At 63.4% G+C, this 15,410-nt stretch carries 14 protein-coding genes; 2 read left to right on the top strand and 12 right to left on the bottom strand.

Annotated features, from left to right (window positions below):
• The first annotated feature begins 87 nt into the window (after nt 1–87).
• Nucleotides 88–900, top strand: coding sequence for an outer membrane protein assembly factor BamD (locus BTW07_RS10810; protein ID WP_075570228.1), 813 nt, complete (start codon nt 88–90; stop codon nt 898–900).
• A gap of 102 nt (nt 901–1,002) precedes the next feature.
• Here the strand turns inward: BTW07_RS10810 and BTW07_RS10815 are convergent, their stop codons facing one another.
• Together BTW07_RS10815 and thiO are read right to left on the bottom strand one after the other, a co-directional pair.
• Nucleotides 1,003–2,643: an NAD+ synthase gene (locus BTW07_RS10815; protein WP_075570229.1), complete on the bottom strand. Its 1,641-nt coding sequence runs from the start codon at nt 2,641–2,643 to the stop codon at nt 1,003–1,005.
• A gap of 191 nt (nt 2,644–2,834) precedes the next feature.
• Nucleotides 2,835–3,950, bottom strand: coding sequence for a glycine oxidase ThiO (thiO, locus tag BTW07_RS10820; RefSeq protein WP_075570193.1), 1,116 nt, complete (start codon nt 3,948–3,950; stop codon nt 2,835–2,837).
• A gap of 59 nt (nt 3,951–4,009) precedes the next feature.
• On the opposite strand from thiO, the gene BTW07_RS19415 reads away from it, so the two are divergent.
• Entirely contained in the window at nt 4,010–4,540 is a 531-nt protein-coding gene (locus tag BTW07_RS19415; protein ID WP_083941772.1) for a pilus assembly FimT family protein, read from the top strand.
• 27 nt (nt 4,541–4,567) lie between these two features.
• On the opposite strand, the gene BTW07_RS10830 is transcribed toward BTW07_RS19415, so the two are convergent.
• The 10 genes from BTW07_RS10830 to ileS form a co-directional block, all read right to left on the bottom strand.
• Nucleotides 4,568–4,840 carry a hypothetical protein gene (locus BTW07_RS10830; protein WP_075570194.1) on the bottom strand — a complete coding sequence of 91 codons (273 nt, stop codon included), beginning with the start codon at nt 4,838–4,840 and terminating at the stop codon, nt 4,568–4,570.
• Complete coding sequence (locus BTW07_RS10835) at nt 4,834–5,262, bottom strand: type IV pilin protein (RefSeq protein WP_075570195.1); 429 nt, start codon at nt 5,260–5,262, stop codon at nt 4,834–4,836. Before BTW07_RS10835 ends, BTW07_RS10830 begins: the two co-directional genes overlap by 7 nt.
• The gene (locus BTW07_RS10840; protein ID WP_075570196.1) at nt 5,259–8,375 is read right to left on the bottom strand and encodes a pilus assembly protein; all 3,117 of its coding nucleotides are present in this window, start codon (nt 8,373–8,375) and stop codon (nt 5,259–5,261) included. The genes BTW07_RS10835 and BTW07_RS10840 overlap by 4 nt, the downstream gene beginning before the upstream one ends.
• Complete coding sequence (locus BTW07_RS10845; protein WP_075570197.1) at nt 8,372–8,911, bottom strand: hypothetical protein; 540 nt, start codon at nt 8,909–8,911, stop codon at nt 8,372–8,374. The genes BTW07_RS10840 and BTW07_RS10845 overlap by 4 nt, the downstream gene beginning before the upstream one ends.
• Complete coding sequence (locus BTW07_RS10850; protein WP_083941774.1) at nt 8,904–9,821, bottom strand: PilW family protein; 918 nt, start codon at nt 9,819–9,821, stop codon at nt 8,904–8,906. Before BTW07_RS10850 ends, BTW07_RS10845 begins: the two co-directional genes overlap by 8 nt.
• Nucleotides 9,818–10,327: a type IV pilus modification protein PilV gene (gene pilV, locus BTW07_RS10855; RefSeq protein WP_158025876.1), complete on the bottom strand. Its 510-nt coding sequence runs from the start codon at nt 10,325–10,327 to the stop codon at nt 9,818–9,820. The genes BTW07_RS10850 and pilV overlap by 4 nt, the downstream gene beginning before the upstream one ends.
• A 105-nt stretch (nt 10,328–10,432) precedes the next feature.
• A complete protein-coding gene (gene ispH, locus BTW07_RS10860; protein WP_075570200.1) occupies nt 10,433–11,404 on the bottom strand; it encodes a 4-hydroxy-3-methylbut-2-enyl diphosphate reductase in 972 nt (323 codons plus the stop codon).
• Nucleotides 11,405–11,455: 51 nt separating this feature from the next.
• Nucleotides 11,456–11,923 carry an FKBP-type peptidyl-prolyl cis-trans isomerase gene (fkpB, locus tag BTW07_RS10865; protein ID WP_075570201.1) on the bottom strand — a complete coding sequence of 156 codons (468 nt, stop codon included), beginning with the start codon at nt 11,921–11,923 and terminating at the stop codon, nt 11,456–11,458.
• Nucleotides 11,920–12,468 (bottom strand): signal peptidase II, encoded by a 549-nt coding sequence (gene lspA / locus BTW07_RS10870; protein ID WP_075570202.1) that lies wholly within the window; start codon nt 12,466–12,468, stop codon nt 11,920–11,922. The genes fkpB and lspA overlap by 4 nt, the downstream gene beginning before the upstream one ends.
• Before the next feature lie 37 nt (nt 12,469–12,505).
• Nucleotides 12,506–15,355, bottom strand: a complete 2,850-nt coding sequence (gene ileS, locus BTW07_RS10875; protein WP_075570203.1) for an isoleucine--tRNA ligase — start codon at nt 15,353–15,355, stop codon at nt 12,506–12,508.
• Nucleotides 15,356–15,410: the final 55 nt, after the last annotated feature.

Raw genomic sequence — 15,410 nt, forward strand, 5'->3', positions numbered from 1 at the left:
TCGTCAGTACACGGGTTTGCTTTATAGTGAGCCGGATTCGGCGGATTCTAGCACGGCCGCCAAGGAATGGTTGATACGAGGATGATGATGCGATTTTCTGCGCGATGTTCCGCTCTGGCCGCCCTGTTGTTGGCAGGCGCCCTGCTCGCTGGCTGCGCCAGCAACGAGCCCGCCCCCGACATGCAGGAACAGGATCTGTACCAGCAGGCCCAGAGCTCCCTCGATGCCGGCCGTTACAGCGCTGCCGTGACTCAGCTGGAAGCGCTGGATACTCGTTTCCCGTTCGGGCGCTATGCCGAACAGGCCCAGCTCGAACTGATCTATGCCTATTACGAGGTCGAGGATTGGGAGAAGACCCGCGCGGCCGCCAGCCGATTCATCCGTCTTCACCCGGATCATCCGCAGGTCGATTACGCCTACTACATGCGCGGGCTCGGTGCTTACCAGGCGGGGCGTTTCAGCCTCGAGAGCCTGGCACTGATCGATATTTCCAAGCGTGATCTCGGCGCGTCCCGCGATGCCTACGTCGATTTCGGCGAACTGGTGCGGCGTTTCCCCGATAGCGCCTACGCCCCGGACGCTCGCCAGCGCATCATCTATTTGCGCAACGTCATGGCGCGCCACGAGCTGCAAGTCGCCGACTTCTATCTTCGTAAAGGCGCCTACGTCGCCGCGGTCGAACGCGGTCGCTGGGTCATCGAGCACTACCCGAAAGCCGCAGCAACGCGTGACGCCCTGGCGGTCATGGTGGAAGGCTACCTCGGCTTGAACATGCGAGACCGCGCCGAGACCGTGCTCCAGACGCTGATCGAGAACGATCCCGACAACAGCCAGCTCGATGGCGACACCTTCGTGCCAAGGCATGTCGACGTCAATCCGCCGCTGACGTTGAACGGCTAGACACCAGGAGTCACTAGCTACGAGCTACGAGCTACGAGCTCAGGAATAAAAGCGCCGCTTGCCGATATGGCAAGCGGCGCTTTTCGTGGGTCACGCGGTGATCTAAGCCCCCGGCTGCCAACCGTTGACGATGGGATAACGCCGATCGCGGCCGAAGCCCCTGAGTGTCACCCGAACCCCCACTGGCGCCTGGCGTCGCTTGTATTCGCTGCGATCGACCAGCTTGACCACCCGATAGACGTCGTCGCGCTCGAAACCGGCTTCGATGATCGCCTCGGCGCTCATGTCGCGTTCGATATAGCGTTCGAGAATCGCATCCAGCACGTCATAACCCGGCAGGGAATCGCTGTCCTGCTGATCCGGCGCCAGCTCGGCAGACGGCGGACGCGTGATTACCCGCTCGGGGATCGCCGGCTCCTGAGCATTGCGCCAGTTGGCCAGGCGGTAGACCCAAGTCTTGTAGACATCCTTGAGTGCGTTGTAGCCACCGACCATGTCGCCGTAGAGCGTGGCATAGCCCACTGCCATCTCGCTCTTGTTGCCGGTAGTCTGAACCATCAGCCCCTTCTTGTTGGAGATCGCCATCAGCAGCACGCCGCGCACGCGGGACTGCAGGTTCTCTTCGGTCGTGTCGGCCGCCAGACCGCTGAAACTGTCGGCGAGCGTTGCGGTGAACGCTTCGACCATCGGCGCGATCGGCATCACCTCATAACCGACACCCAGCATCTTCGCCTGTTCGGCGGCGTCGGCCTGGGAGATCTCGGCGGTATAGTGATACGGCATCATTACCGCATGGACGCGATCCGGCCCCAGTGCATCGACCGCAATCGCCAGCGACAACGACGAGTCGATACCGCCGGAAAGCCCCATTACCACGCCCTTGAAGCCGCTCTTGTTGACGTAGTCGCGAAGCCCGGTGACCAGCGCGCAGTAGAGATTTTCCTCGGCGCCAAGCAGCGGCTCTCGCTCGCCGCCTTGCGGCTCCCAGCTCGCTTCATCTCGCGTGAAGCGCACCGGCATCAGCCCGACCTGCCAGAACGGGGCGCGAACGGCCACCTCCCCTGCGGCGTCAAGCACCAGCGAGCCGCCATCGAACACCAGTTCGTCCTGCCCGCCGATGGCGTTGACGTAGACCAGCGGCCTGCCGACTTCCCGCGCGCGCTCGGCAAACAGACGCTCGCGCTCGGCAGGCTTGTCGAGATGAAACGGCGAGGCATTGAGCGTCACCAGAATGTCGGCGCCAGCCTCGGCCGCTTGACGCACCGGCGCACCGTCCCAGAGATCCTCGCAGATCAGAATGCCGAGCCTGGCGCCTTTATGCTCGATCATCAGCGGCTCGTGCCCCGGCTCGAAATAGCGATCCTCATCGAAGACCTGATAGTTGGGCAGCGCCTGCTTGGCATACTCGCCGCGCCACTCACCGCCCAGCAGCACGCCCGCCAGATTGTAGCGCTGGCCGCGACGCACCCCCGGGTAGCCGATGATGACCAGCGTCTCCGGGGCGATCTTGTCGATCTTGCGTGCCATCTCTTCCAGCGCGTCCTGCAGGCGTGATTCCATCGCCTCGCGCAGCAGCAGATCCTCCGGCGGGTAGCCGGTCAGAAACAGCTCGCTGAACACGACGACATCCGCACCGTGTTCGAGTCGCGCCTCGCGCACTGCCTCGATGGCCGCCGCGGTGTTAGCGGCGATATCACCTACCATCGGGTCCAGTTGCGCCATCACCAGGGTCAGATCTTGCATCGCCATCGATTTCTCCAAGCAGGTGGGCTTCTCCGGATCGCGGTATCCACAGATCGAAAGCCCTCCAGATAAGCAGCGGCGCGCTGATCACTGTTCAACGGGAACCACCATCCAACGGGAAACCGTCGCTGCGGCAACCCTTTGGGCCATTTTCGCGCATGCGATCCATAGAGGCAAAACCCCATCGATGCTCAACCTGCCGGCCGCTCGGAATGGGGCGGACAAGAGCCAGGCAAGTAGGGGCGAGGGTCGACGATCGGTTCACAGCCAATCAACTGGTCCACCAGCAGCCGGGTGGCGGCCGGCGCCAGCACCAGGCCATTGCGGTAGTGGCCGGCGTTGACATGCAGCCCCTCGAACGCTGCCACGGCCCCGATCATCGGCACGCCGTCGGGCGAGCCCGGACGTAAACCCGCCCAGTGATGCTCGACCGGACAGTCGGCCAACGCGGGAACGATGGAGAGCGCGCTGGCACGAAGCGAGGCATAGGCCTCTCCGGTCGTCTGCTTGTCGAAGCCGACCTCCTCGAGCGTCGACCCCGCCAGCACCCTGCCGTCCCCGCGGGGAATCACGTAGCGTCCGTCCTTGAGCACGACACGCTCGATTAGCCCCGGCGGCGCCTTGAACAGAATCATCTGGCCCTTGACCGGCCGGACTGGCAGTTCGACGCCGATCTCCGCCAGCAGCGCTCGCGACCAGGCGCCGGCACAGACGACGGTGTGGCCGGCGCGGATCGCGCCTTGGGGCGTCGCCACGCCCCGAATGGCATCCCCCTCGCGAATCAGCGCCGATACCTCGCACTGCTCGTGCAGATTCACCGTCGGCATCTGCAGCAGGCGTGCCCGCAGCGCCTGACCCAGCCGCGGATTGCGGATGCTGCCGAGCGTCGGCATCCATAACGCGCCATCGAAGCCCGGTGCCGCATTGGGCTCCTTGGCATAGAGCCTTTCGGCATCGATGCGCGCCAGCGGTTTGGCGACGTCCCGCGCCCAGGCGAGGGCGATGTCGACATCCTCGACTCGTAGATAGAGCAGGCCTTTCTGGCGATATTCGGGATCGATGCCGGTCTCCTCGAGCAGCCGCCCGGCCAGCTCGGGGTAGCGCCCCTCGGACCAGCTGGACAACGCCGAGATCGCTTTCGAGTAACGCCACGGGTAAAGCGGCGAGACGATACCGCCGCCGGCCCAGGAGGCTTCACGGCCACACTGGCCGCGCTCGACCAGCGCCACCGAATGGCCGGCATCGGCCAACTGCAGCGCCGTCATCATGCCGATGACACCCCCGCCCACGATCAAGAAATCCTGCATGCTGTCGATATCCTGACAAAAGGGCGATTCTACCATTCGCCCGGCACCCGGACCGCATCATGCCCTCAAGCCAAGGCGCGAAGAGCGCTTTCCACCGCCAGCGTGGCTTCACTCTTATCGAGTTGATGGTCACGTTGGCGGTCATGGCAATCGTGGCCGGGATCTCCCTTTCGGCCAGCGGATGGATAGACGCTCACCGTCTTCGCGTGGAAACGCAAGCATTGCAGCAGCGGCTGGAGGGACTACGTCAGCTATCGACTTCGACGCGCCGCTCATGGCAACTGTGTCCAGTTACAGCGTCTGGCATCGCGGGCTGTGGCGATGATTGGCTGGCGGGTTATCAGTGGGATCTGGCGGACGGCAACGCCAACCGTCTGTCGGGCAGGCACGAAGTAGAAGGGGTTGAACTGCGCCGAAGCAGTTCCAGCGCCATCGTCTTCCCCAGCGCCCCCTGGCAACTTCACACATCAATGACAAGCTTCACACTGTGTAATCACAGTGGTAGCAACAAAGTCATCGTCAACGACGCGGGCAGAATCAGAGTGGAGTACGGCAATAGCGCGGGCTGTGTGGTGGCCCCCGAGCCGTGAGCCATTGATAGGTTAGCGGTCGCAGGCTCAGCGTGGCGACTTTGCGTCCCTCTCACGCGCCTTCGCCGAGTCAAAGTGCCTTCCCAGATCGATGCAACTTTCCACAATCTGTCCCGGCCGCTCATGCGCATCCAAGTAGTGCTGGAGCGTAAACGTCGCCTGGCGATCATCGGCAATCTCGATATGGCGGATCTCGAGCCCGCCACCGGGCTGGCGTACCAGGCACTTCTGCTCGTCGGCGAGAGCCGCGGCGCTTATGACGGTCATCGCCATAAAAAGATACCGAAATCGTGTCACCATGGCCCCCACTCCATGCCATTGCGGATGATCCCTCTATCACCCCGCGAATCAAGCCATAGAATGCCGTCACCCTGCTGCGGGCTATCGGCTAACGGCGTGGCGGTCATCCGCACGTATTGATCGTCGTCGGCATCGTTGCAACCTGCCTGATCGCCGCAGACCTCGATTCGATAATCGTCGGTATCGAGTGCGCCGGCCTCGTCGCTCGTCAGCACCTCGACGCTTGGCGCATAAGTCAGGTATTGGCTGTAGTAGGCCTCCTGGCGTGCCATGGCACTCTGCAAAGCCGCCTGGCCATCGCTGCGGCGCGAACGCTCGACGTACTGCTGATAGTTGGGAATGGCAATCGCCGCTAGAATGCCCACGATAGCGACGGTGATCATCAACTCGATCAGCGTAAAGCCGCGCTGCGTCCGCGTCATGGTGAAGGCTCCTCCATTTCATACCAGTAGGTCCGCCGTGTGCGATAGGGCAGCGCGAGGCCGCCGGCGTCGCCACGCGCGTCCTCGCCGACGAGTTGAGCCAGATTCGCCGTCCCGATTCCCTGCAGGAAAAGCTCGCCATCACGTACGATCAGCGATGGCCGGCCAAGCAGATACTCCCCTGCCTCGACCGCCCGTGTATTGCGATCCAGCCTGTCGTCGGGAAGATTCACCCTTCGCGCCCCATGGGCTGTCAGCAGCGCCAGTCCAAACAGATAGCTGCGGCCGATGACTGGCACGCAGATCGATGTTGGCACTTCTGGCACGTAGGCGGAAAAGTAGGTCACGCCGTTGATGGTCACGCTTTCGGAAAGCACCTTGGCACCGGGGAGCGGCAGCGCATAACCGTTATCCAGGTACACGATCCACCCGGCCTCCCGCGCCCAGACATCGGCACAGAGGCGGTCGCGGTCGCTGCGGTCGTGGCTGCAGTAGGCGTCGTTGGTGACGTCGACTAGCTGATCGGGGGCGACCGGCTTGACCGGCTCGTCAGTGGAAAACTGCGCGTCACTGACCGCATCGCGTATCGCAAAGAAGGCATCACGTACCGGCGCCCCACGCCCGCCCTCGCCGCCGGATTTGGGATTGGCGCGATCCCCGCTGCCAATCAGAAGTAGCGCCTGGCGGCGGCCTCCTGCCACCTGGCTGACGAAATCCACGCTGTTGAAGAAGCGACGGTTGTTACGCCCACTGCCGCCCAGCTTCGCAACCTGAAGGATGTGCCACGCATCGGCGCTCACGGTCGGATCGAGATCGAGCCGCCAGAGATTGCCGCCGACATCGGCGAGATAGATACGATCGGCGACGCCGTCGCTGTCGATATCCACGACCTCGGGGGCTGCCGGCATGGCGTGGCCAAAAATGCCGTCGCCGATGAACCGCTCTGGCATGGACGCATCGGCGCGATAGACCAGCGAGCCGTCGAGGGCATCGACGATATAGACCGCCCGTCCCATGGCGTCCGGGTCATTGGCATCCCGCGTCGGGTCGTCGCGTCCGGTGTCATAGCCGCCAGTGATCACGAAGACCGGATTGGCATGTCCCGGCACGCGGGTCGGGATCGGCGCCGCCCAGCTCTGCCCAAGCTCTGCGAAGTCACCCTTCGGCTCGATTTCCCAGGCGAGCCGGGGCGCGAGAGGATCGCTGACATCGATTGCATAGTAGCGATCTCCGCCACGGCGTAAACCGAATGCCAGGATGACTCGGTCGCCGTCACTGGCACGAATGCGCCCATCGCCGTTGGCATCGATACGAACGTAGGCCGGTGGGCCATCAATGCCGTAGGGGTGCTGCAAGGTCTCGTCCGAGGAGATCACCTCGCGGTTCTCGCGCAGCACCGCATGGAGCGGCCCGAGTGCTCGCGGCGTGAAAGCCCACTGTTCATCCCCGGTATCGCCGTCCACGAAGTGCAGGTAGCCCGCATTCGTCCCGAAGGCGAGATACAGCTTCTCCGCGTCCTGGCTCTCCCCGCCGTAGTTGAGCGCGATCGGGTCTGAATGGAGGATGTCGCCGAGAAGCCATGGACGCGCCTCCTGGCGATTGCCGTCGCCATCCTCGTCCTCGGTATCCCGGCCCCGACTCCAGTCGATCAGCGTCGCCAATGCCGCAGCCGGGGTCTCCGCCGCCAGGCCCCAGGCCGCGGGATCACGCATCCATCCTTCCCCGGCGCGAAAATCGACCAGGGCACCCTCGACGTCGGTAACGATCTGGCGCCCATCATGGTCGGTGGTTCGCAGCGCCCGGTCGACGGTTTGGCGCAGCAGTCCGCCGACCCCGCCCGCCTCGACCGTATTGCCGTCCGGCTCGTCGAGATCCAGCCTGTCGCTCCACCAAGTGGAAGCCGTATCCAGAATGTCTCCGGTGGAAGCGTTGAAGGCGTCGCGGCCCAACCGATCCGTCCAGGAGTCTTGCGCCACGAAGCGCAAACGCTTGAGATTGCCGCTCCAACGCGGCGTGTTACGTGGCAAAAAGCGCGGCAGGTAGAGCCTGTCGAAGCTCTGGGTGTTACTGGTAAAGGCGGCGGAGACCGCCGGCGCGGAGAAGGTCGTGCTGCGCGAGAGCACGTCGTCGATCGCGCCCTGGAAGGCAGCGTAGAGCTGGGCCGAGTTGGCGGCAGTGAAATAGCCCACGCAGGCGTCGCGGCCATGGTAACGGGTGTCCCGGCGCGGTGTGGGGCAGGTCTTGCCCGGCGCCAGGTTGAGCGGACTGGCGCTGTCGACCAGCAGGCGCTGATCGGTATCGAAACCGATGGTATAGGTGGTCACCGGCCCGCGTGGGGTCTCACCCTGAGAGAAGGTCTCCAGTTGCTGCATATAGTAAGCCAGCTCCGGCAGGCAGTTGATCTCACCGCCCCGTGACTGCGCGGCGGGATAGCGGCGACATGACAAACCCCTGGCCTGCTCGCTCAGCAGCGCCTGGATCCTGCCATTGGCATCGGTATCGAGATAAGGCAGGCCGTCGGTCATGTAGATCAGATAGAGCGGCTCGCACGGGCGCAGCGGCGAGACGTAGCGCCCCTCGGAGAGCGCTTCCGGGCTGTACGCGGGGTTGGTGTCACCGGAGGCACGATCCAGCGTACCACTCCAGGGTTTTTCGCCGCTGAGATAGCGGAAAACCTCGTAATAGGTCTCACACAGTGGCGTCGTGGTAATGGGCCTCAGACCTGCCACCATATCGAGTAGCGCCTGGCGCCGCGTGTCGCTATCGTCGTCGCGAATATTCCGCATGCCCGGCAGGGTAGAAATGACGCGGCCACCGTTGGGCTGGTAGTAATAATTGCCATTGAAGATCGTCAGCCCGAAATCGACCCGAGGGTTATTGCTCACCAATTTCTCGATCACCTCTTTGGCGATCGCCATCTTGGTTTCGGTGCGCGCACCGACGATCACGTCACGCATGCTGGCAGAAGTATCGAACAGGATCATCACCTGCGGGTTACCGCCTCGCTCTTCGATGTCATAAAGACTGCGATAGATATCGGTGTCGTCGGCCCCCGCGACGCAGGCGACAGCCGCCAGCAACAGTATCGGCAGGCCGCGGAGCACGATCCTCATGGTGTCTGCTCTCCTCGATGACCGGTGAATATTCCGGCGCGACTGTCGCCCCCGGAGGAGACGTTGATCGTTTCAACGACAAGACCCAGTGCCTGAAACGAATCGGCCTGACCTGCCGCCCGCTTGCCTTCCCCGCGCAGCTCCATCGGCAGGCAGCTACCGCTGGAATAGCCAGTGACAAGACAGTCGTAACCGGGCCTCAGCAGCTCGACCGAGAGCGACAGCATCTGGTCATCGGGCGCCGACGGTTGCAAGTCGGGCCCGGCCTCGGCGCGCTGAGGCCAATCGAGCGGCTCGCCTGCCTGCGCGGTCTGGGTAACCGTGCGGAGCGTGGTGTTGTCATGACTGGCAGCTTCCAGTCGGCCATGGAGGGAGTGAAACAGGCTGCGCGCCTGCTGATGCACAACCCCGAGGCGGTTCTGCGATGTCACGGTGTTCAGCAGCGCCGTTGACGCCAGCGACAGCAGCAGCAGGAAGATCAGGCTCATGATCAACACCACCCCCTGCTGGCGCCTGGCTCCGAGACGACTACTCATCGCCGTCTCCGAACCGGTGCATCTCCAGGGGAACCACAAAGGAGAAATGCCGGTAGCGCTGGCCCGGTTGCGTCGCTACCACGCGACCATCCCTCAACGGATAGGAGCGCGAGTCATGATAAGTGGCGCGGGTCTCGGTCGAGACGACCGCTTCGATTTCGACGCCGTCGACCTGCTGCATTCGGCTGACGCTCAATTGATCGGTGTTCACCCAGCCGCCATTCTCATCCTCATTGGTGTCGTGCCAGCGATAGCTCAACGCCTCGACACCGCGCAGAATTTCCTGGTTTCTCAGATTGCTGCCGGAAATTCGAAGACGCCACAGCGTGCTGTCGCGTTTCAAGTAGTAAAGGCTGCCCTCGTACTGCCAGTTATCATCGCGGTTGGCGCGCTCCGGCAGCGCGGGGGCGTTGCCCGTGAAGAAATAGATGGAAGGGTAGAAACTACGCACGGAGGGAGAATCGCAGCCGGAGGAACAGGAATCGCCAGCGTAGCGCAGCGCCACGTAGCTTTGATCGTCCATCGCCTCATCGATGTTGCAGCCATCAGGCTTCGCGTCGGCGGCCCAGATACCCAGAGGCTGATACGGCTGACTCTCCCCGTTGCGCCCGAAAGCGAACTCGCCCTCGCAATCCGCGCCCAGCGTCAGCTCGCCGAGCCTGGCCGCGTCTGCCGGCACCCGCCCCCAGAAGTCGGCACGACGAAACTCGAAGTCGAAACGCTCACGCAGCAGCCGCATCTTGTCGGTCAGTGCCGCGTGGGCTTCTGCCTCTCGGACACTTTCAGCACTGGAGAGATAGACCCGCGAAAGCGCCAGGATCATGATCAGGCCAATGACCATTGCGATCATCAACTCGATCAGCGTCACGCCTGACTGGCGGTGCGCGTTCGCTTCCAGTCGCATTCTCATATGGCGGCCGCCCAGGTGGTCAGCTCCACCCAACGCTGCTGCTGGCGCGAATCCCGGGTCGAAACACAGGTCGGAAGGTCATCTGGCGGCGTCATTTCGAGACGAGACCGCCACACCACGGTCACGCCGATCTCACTCCCTGTTCCATCCCCGGTAGACACTTTTCGGGAACACACTTTCGCACCGGGAAGGGCATGACGACGGACCCAGGTCGCCGCCCAGTCGCGCAGCCCATCGGGCGCTTCAACGCCTTCGTCATCGTCAGGGCTAGCCCCGGCATCGGCAAACTCGTAATCGCCGAGATAGCGATCGACATCGGCGTCCTCGAGCTTGACACGCTCGAGCAGGTCCTCCGCCATCAACGTGGCGGTCGCCCGAAAGCCAGACTCCTGTTCCAGCTGATGTTGCTCGACGATCAACCGCGCCGCACCCAGCAAGCCCACGCTGAACACGACGATGGCAATCAAGACTTCGATCAGCGAGAGTCCGCGCTGCGAATGCAACAAGGCCGATAATCCCAAAAGTTGAGAACGAGTCTGCTGGTCAACTGCCAGCGCGCTTCATTCGTTACTTTTTGTTATCGGCCTGGTATCAGGAAGATTGAGCGGCAGTCACACTTCGCTGGCAATCACGCGTTCGCGCAGTTCGCGGGGCATGGAGAAGGTGATGGTTTCGGCGCGACCGGAAAGTTCCTCCGGCACGCTGGCGCCCAGCGCCTGGAGCTTGTCGATGACGCCTTTGACCAGCACTTCCGGCGCGCTGGCGCCGGCGGTGATGCCGATGGTCTCGACACCTTCGAGCCAGTTCGAATCGATCTGTTCGGCGTCGTCGATCAGGTAGGCCGGCGTGCCGACACGTTCGGAGAGCTCGCGCAGTCGATTGGAGTTGGAGCTGTTGACGCTGCCCACGACCAGCACCAGGTCGGCACCGGTCGCGAGTTCACGCACGGCATCCTGACGGTTCTGGGTGGCGTAGCAGATGTCATCGTTGCGTGGCCCCTGAATCTCGGGAAAATGTTCGCGCAGCGCATCGATCACCTTGGCGGTGTCGTCCATCGACAGCGTGGTCTGGGTAACGAACGCCAATCGCGAGGGGTCCCGCACCGGCAGTTTGGCGACATCCTGCTCGTCCTCGACCAGATAGATCGACCCGCCGTGGCTGTCGTCGTAGCGCCCCATGGTGCCCTCGACCTCCGGATGGCCGGCGTGGCCGATCAGCACGCACTCCTGGCCACGCTTGGCGTAGCGCAGCACTTCCATATGGACCTTGGTCACCAGCGGGCAGGTGGCATCGAAAATCTTGAGCCCGCGACGCTCGGCTTCCTGCTGTACGGCACGCGAAACGCCGTGGGCGGAGAAGATCACGATGACATTATCGGGAACCTCGTCGAGTTCTTCGACGAAGATCGCCCCGCGTTCGCGCAGCGTCTCCACCACGAAGCGGTTGTGAACCACTTCATGGCGAACATAGATCGGCGGCCCGAAGACATCGAGCGCGCGATTGACGATGTCGATGGCACGATCGACGCCGGCACAGAAACCGCGGGGATTGGCCAGCTTGATTTGCATGGGAACCTTTGACATGGCGACCTCGCTTGATGCGCTCGGATGTCGGTAGAGAAGTCGGATCGGACCTCAGTGAGTCGTGGCGGGCCTCACATCCAGAATTTCCACCTCGAAGGTCAGGGTACGCCCTGCCAGCGGATGATTGAAGTCGACCTCGACATGACGCTCGTCGACGCTGGCGATCACCCCGGGCAGCTCGCCACCGGCAGCATCGGCGAACGACATCACGGTGCCCGGCTCCACCGCTTCCTCGAAGGCATCGCGACTTAGGCGTTGCACGTTCTGTGGATTGTGCTGGCCGAAGGCGTGTTCCGGCGTGACCTCGAAGGCACCGGCATCGCCCGCCGCCAAGCCCTTGAGCGGCGCCTCGAAGCCCGGCGGCAGGTTGCCGTCGCCAAGCTGGAACGTCGCCGGCTGCTTGTCACGGGTCGAGTCGACGACTTCGCCGTTCTCGAGTTTGACCGTGAAATGCAGCGTGATCTCCATGCCGTCGTCGATGCGATAGTCGCGATCGTCCTGTTGGCCGTTCTCGTTCATGAGTCACCCTTGGTTGAAGAGGATTCCCCTTTGGTGAAAGAAGGTTCGTCCTTGCTGGCGGCCTGAGAGGCTTTCGGCCGGCGCGAATCGAACAGTGACTGCAGCACCAGTCCGACCGCCCCCAGCGTGATCGCGGTATCGGCCAGGTTGAACGCCGGGTAGTACCAGTCGCCCCAGTGAAACGACAGGTAGTCGACCACGTAGCCGTGCACCAGACGGTCGTAGAGATTGCCGATGGCGCCGCCGATCACCAGCGTCAGCGAGATCGCGGTGAGCGTCTCGCCGCGTTTCAGTCTCGACAGCCATATCGTCAGACCGATACTGGCGCCGATGGCGATGAACGCGAACAGCCAGCGCTGCCAGCCCGCATGCTCGGCCAGGAAACTGAATGCTGCGCCGGTATTGTGCAAAAGCGTCAGATTGAAGATCGGCAACACTTCCAGCGGCCGACCGTAATCGAGATGGGCGGACGCCAGCGCCTTGATGCCCAGATCGAGCACGATGACCACCAGCGACAGCCACAGCCAGCGCAGCGGCCGCTGCATCGGCAGCGACCGGTCGATGGGTTGGGAAGACGTGGATTCAGGCAAAGCGACGTACCTCTCCCGGGCCATCCGGCAGATTGGCGATGGATCGGGCCGACAGCGTCGGATAGTCGGGATTCGCCCCCACGTCGGCACGGCGCTCCCAACTGCGCTCGTCCTTCTCATGCGGGCTCATGGCCACCGCGACCTTGAGACCGTCGAGCTCGGTGGCCCTGGCGTCGCCGGCCTGCGCCAGCGGCTGGAGCGTCGCCTCGGAGGTGATCAGCACGAAGCGCAGCTCATCCTCGAACCGTGACAGCAGCGCGTTCAGCGTATCGTCGACGTAGAGCGTCACTTCACTGTCCAGCGCGCCCTTGATGGTGCCAGCGTTGCGGGCATCCTCGAGCTGCTTGTTGACCGCCTGCTTGACCGCGATCACCTGCTCCCAGAACTGGCGCCCCATGGCGGCGTCTTCGGGCAGCATGGAGAGGCCGTCATAGTAGGTCTCGAGATGGACGCTCGCGCCGCGTTCGCCGGGGATGTTCTCGTAGATCTCTTCGGCGGTGAACGACAGAATCGGCGCGACCCAGCGTGCCAGCGCTTCGACGATATGATACAGCGCGGTCTGGCAACTGCGACGGGCCAGCGAATCGGGCTGGGTGGTGTACTGGCGATCCTTGATGATATCGAGATAGAAGCCGCCCATGTCCCGCGCACAGAAATCGTGGACCTGCTGATAGACATCGCGGAAACGATAGTCGCTGTAGGCCTTCCGAATACGCCCCTGCAGCTCGGCGGCACGATCCACCGCCCAACGATCCAGCGCCAGCATGTCGTCGAAGGCCACAGCGTCGCGGCTCGGCTCGAAGCCGGTCAGGTTGCCGAGCAGGAAGCGCGAGGTGTTGCGAATCCGTCGGTAGACATCGGCGGTGCGCTTGAGGATCTCATCGGAGACCGCCATCTCGCCGGAGTAGTCGGTCGAGGCGACCCACAGCCGCAGGATATCGGCACCCAACTTGTCCATCACCTGCTGCGGCGCCACCACGTTGCCCAATGACTTGGACATCTTGCGGCCTTTCTCGTCGACGGTAAAACCGTGGGTCAGCAGCGACTTGTAGGGCGGATGGCCGTCGATGGCGCAGCCGGTCAGCAGCGAGGAGTGGAACCAGCCACGGTGCTGATCCGAGCCTTCGAGATAGAGATCGGCGCGTGGCCCGTGTTCATGACCGAGCGGATGCGATCCGCGCAGCACGTGCCAATGAGTGGTGCCGGAATCGAACCAGACGTCGAGAGTGTCGGTGACCTTCTCATAGGCGTCGGCCTCGTCGCCCAGCAGCTCGCTCGGCTCGAGCTTGAACCAGGCTTCGATGCCCTCCTGCTCGACGCGGCTTGCCACCGCCTCCATCAGCTCGACGGTACGCGGATGCAGCTCGCCGCTCGCCTTGTCGAGGAAGAACGGGATCGGCACGCCCCAGTTGCGCTGACGTGAAATGCACCAGTCGGGCCGATTGGCGATCATCGAATGCAGCCGCGCCTGGCCCCAGCCGGGGATGAAATCGGTGGCATCGACGCCGGCCAGTGCCTTGTCGCGCAGCGTCTTGCCGTCGGCGCCTTCCAGGTCCATGCCCACGAACCACTGCGCGGTGGCGCGGTAGATCACCGGCGTCTTGTGGCGCCAGCAGTGCATGTAGCTATGGGTGATCTTGTCGTGGGCCATCAGCGCCCCGGCGTCTTCCAGACTGGCGACGATCTGCGGATTGGCCTTCCAGATCATCTGGCCGCCGAACAGCGGCAGATCGCCTGCGTAAACCCCGTTGCTCTGGACCGGATTGAGAATCTCGTCGAAGCTCATGCCGTAGGCGCGGCAGGTATGGAAATCGTCCTCGCCGTAGGCGGGCGAGGAGTGAACGATCCCGGTGCCCGCGCCCAGCTCGACGTAGTCGGCCAGATAGATCGGCGAGATTCGGTCGTAGCCGTCGTCCAGCCCCGCCAATGGATGACGGAAAGCGAGGTTCTCGAGACGCTCGCCCGGCGCGGTGGCGACGATCTCGCCGGTCAGGCCGAAACGCGCGAGGCTCGACTCGACCAGCTCCTCGGCCAGCAGCAGCAGACGCTCGCCGGTATCGACCAGGGCGTAAACGAACTCTGGGTGCACGTTCATCGCCTGATTGGCCGGGATGGTCCAGGGCGTAGTGGTCCAGATCACCGCTGCCGCCGGCTTGGGCAGCGATTCGAGCCCGAACGCGGCGGCCAGTTTGGCATCGTCGACACTGGGGAAGGCGACATCGATGGCATCGGACTGCTTGTCCTGATACTCGACCTCCGCTTCGGCCAGCGCCGACCCGCAATCGAAGCACCAGTTGACCGGTTTCAACCCCTTGAACACGTAGCCACCCTTGACCATCTCGGCAAGGGCCCGGATCTCGCCCGCTTCGTTGGCGAAATTCATGGTCAGGTACGGATTGCCCCAATCGCCCTGAACGCCGAGACGGACGAAGCCTTCCTTCTGCACTTCGACCTGGGCCGCAGCATATTCGCGGCACAGCGCGCGAGCTTCGGCGGCCGGCAGATGCTTGCCGTGGGTGGTTTCGACCTTGTGCTCGATCGGCAGCCCGTGGCAGTCCCAGCCCGGCACGTAGGGGGCGTCGAAGCCGGCCAGACTCTTCGACTTGACGATGAAATCCTTGAGCAGCTTGTTGACCGCGTGACCGATGTGAATGCTGCCGTTGGCGTAAGGAGGGCCGTCATGGAGCACGAACCGCTCGCGGCCCTGGCGCGCTTCGCGCAACTTGGCGTAGAGGTTCATGTCGTTCCACTGCGCGATTCGACTCGGCTCCCGCGCCGGCAGGTTGCCGCGCATGGGAAAGTCGGTCGATGGCAGATTCAGCGTGTGCTTGTAGTCGCTCATGGCTATTTCGGTCCGCTCAAGGCTGGTTTCAGGTCGCTCAGGGCTGTTTCGAGTC

Origin of the sequence: Salinicola socius, assembly GCF_001937195.1 — a bacterium.
Lineage (GTDB): Bacteria > Pseudomonadota > Gammaproteobacteria > Pseudomonadales > Halomonadaceae > Salinicola > Salinicola socius.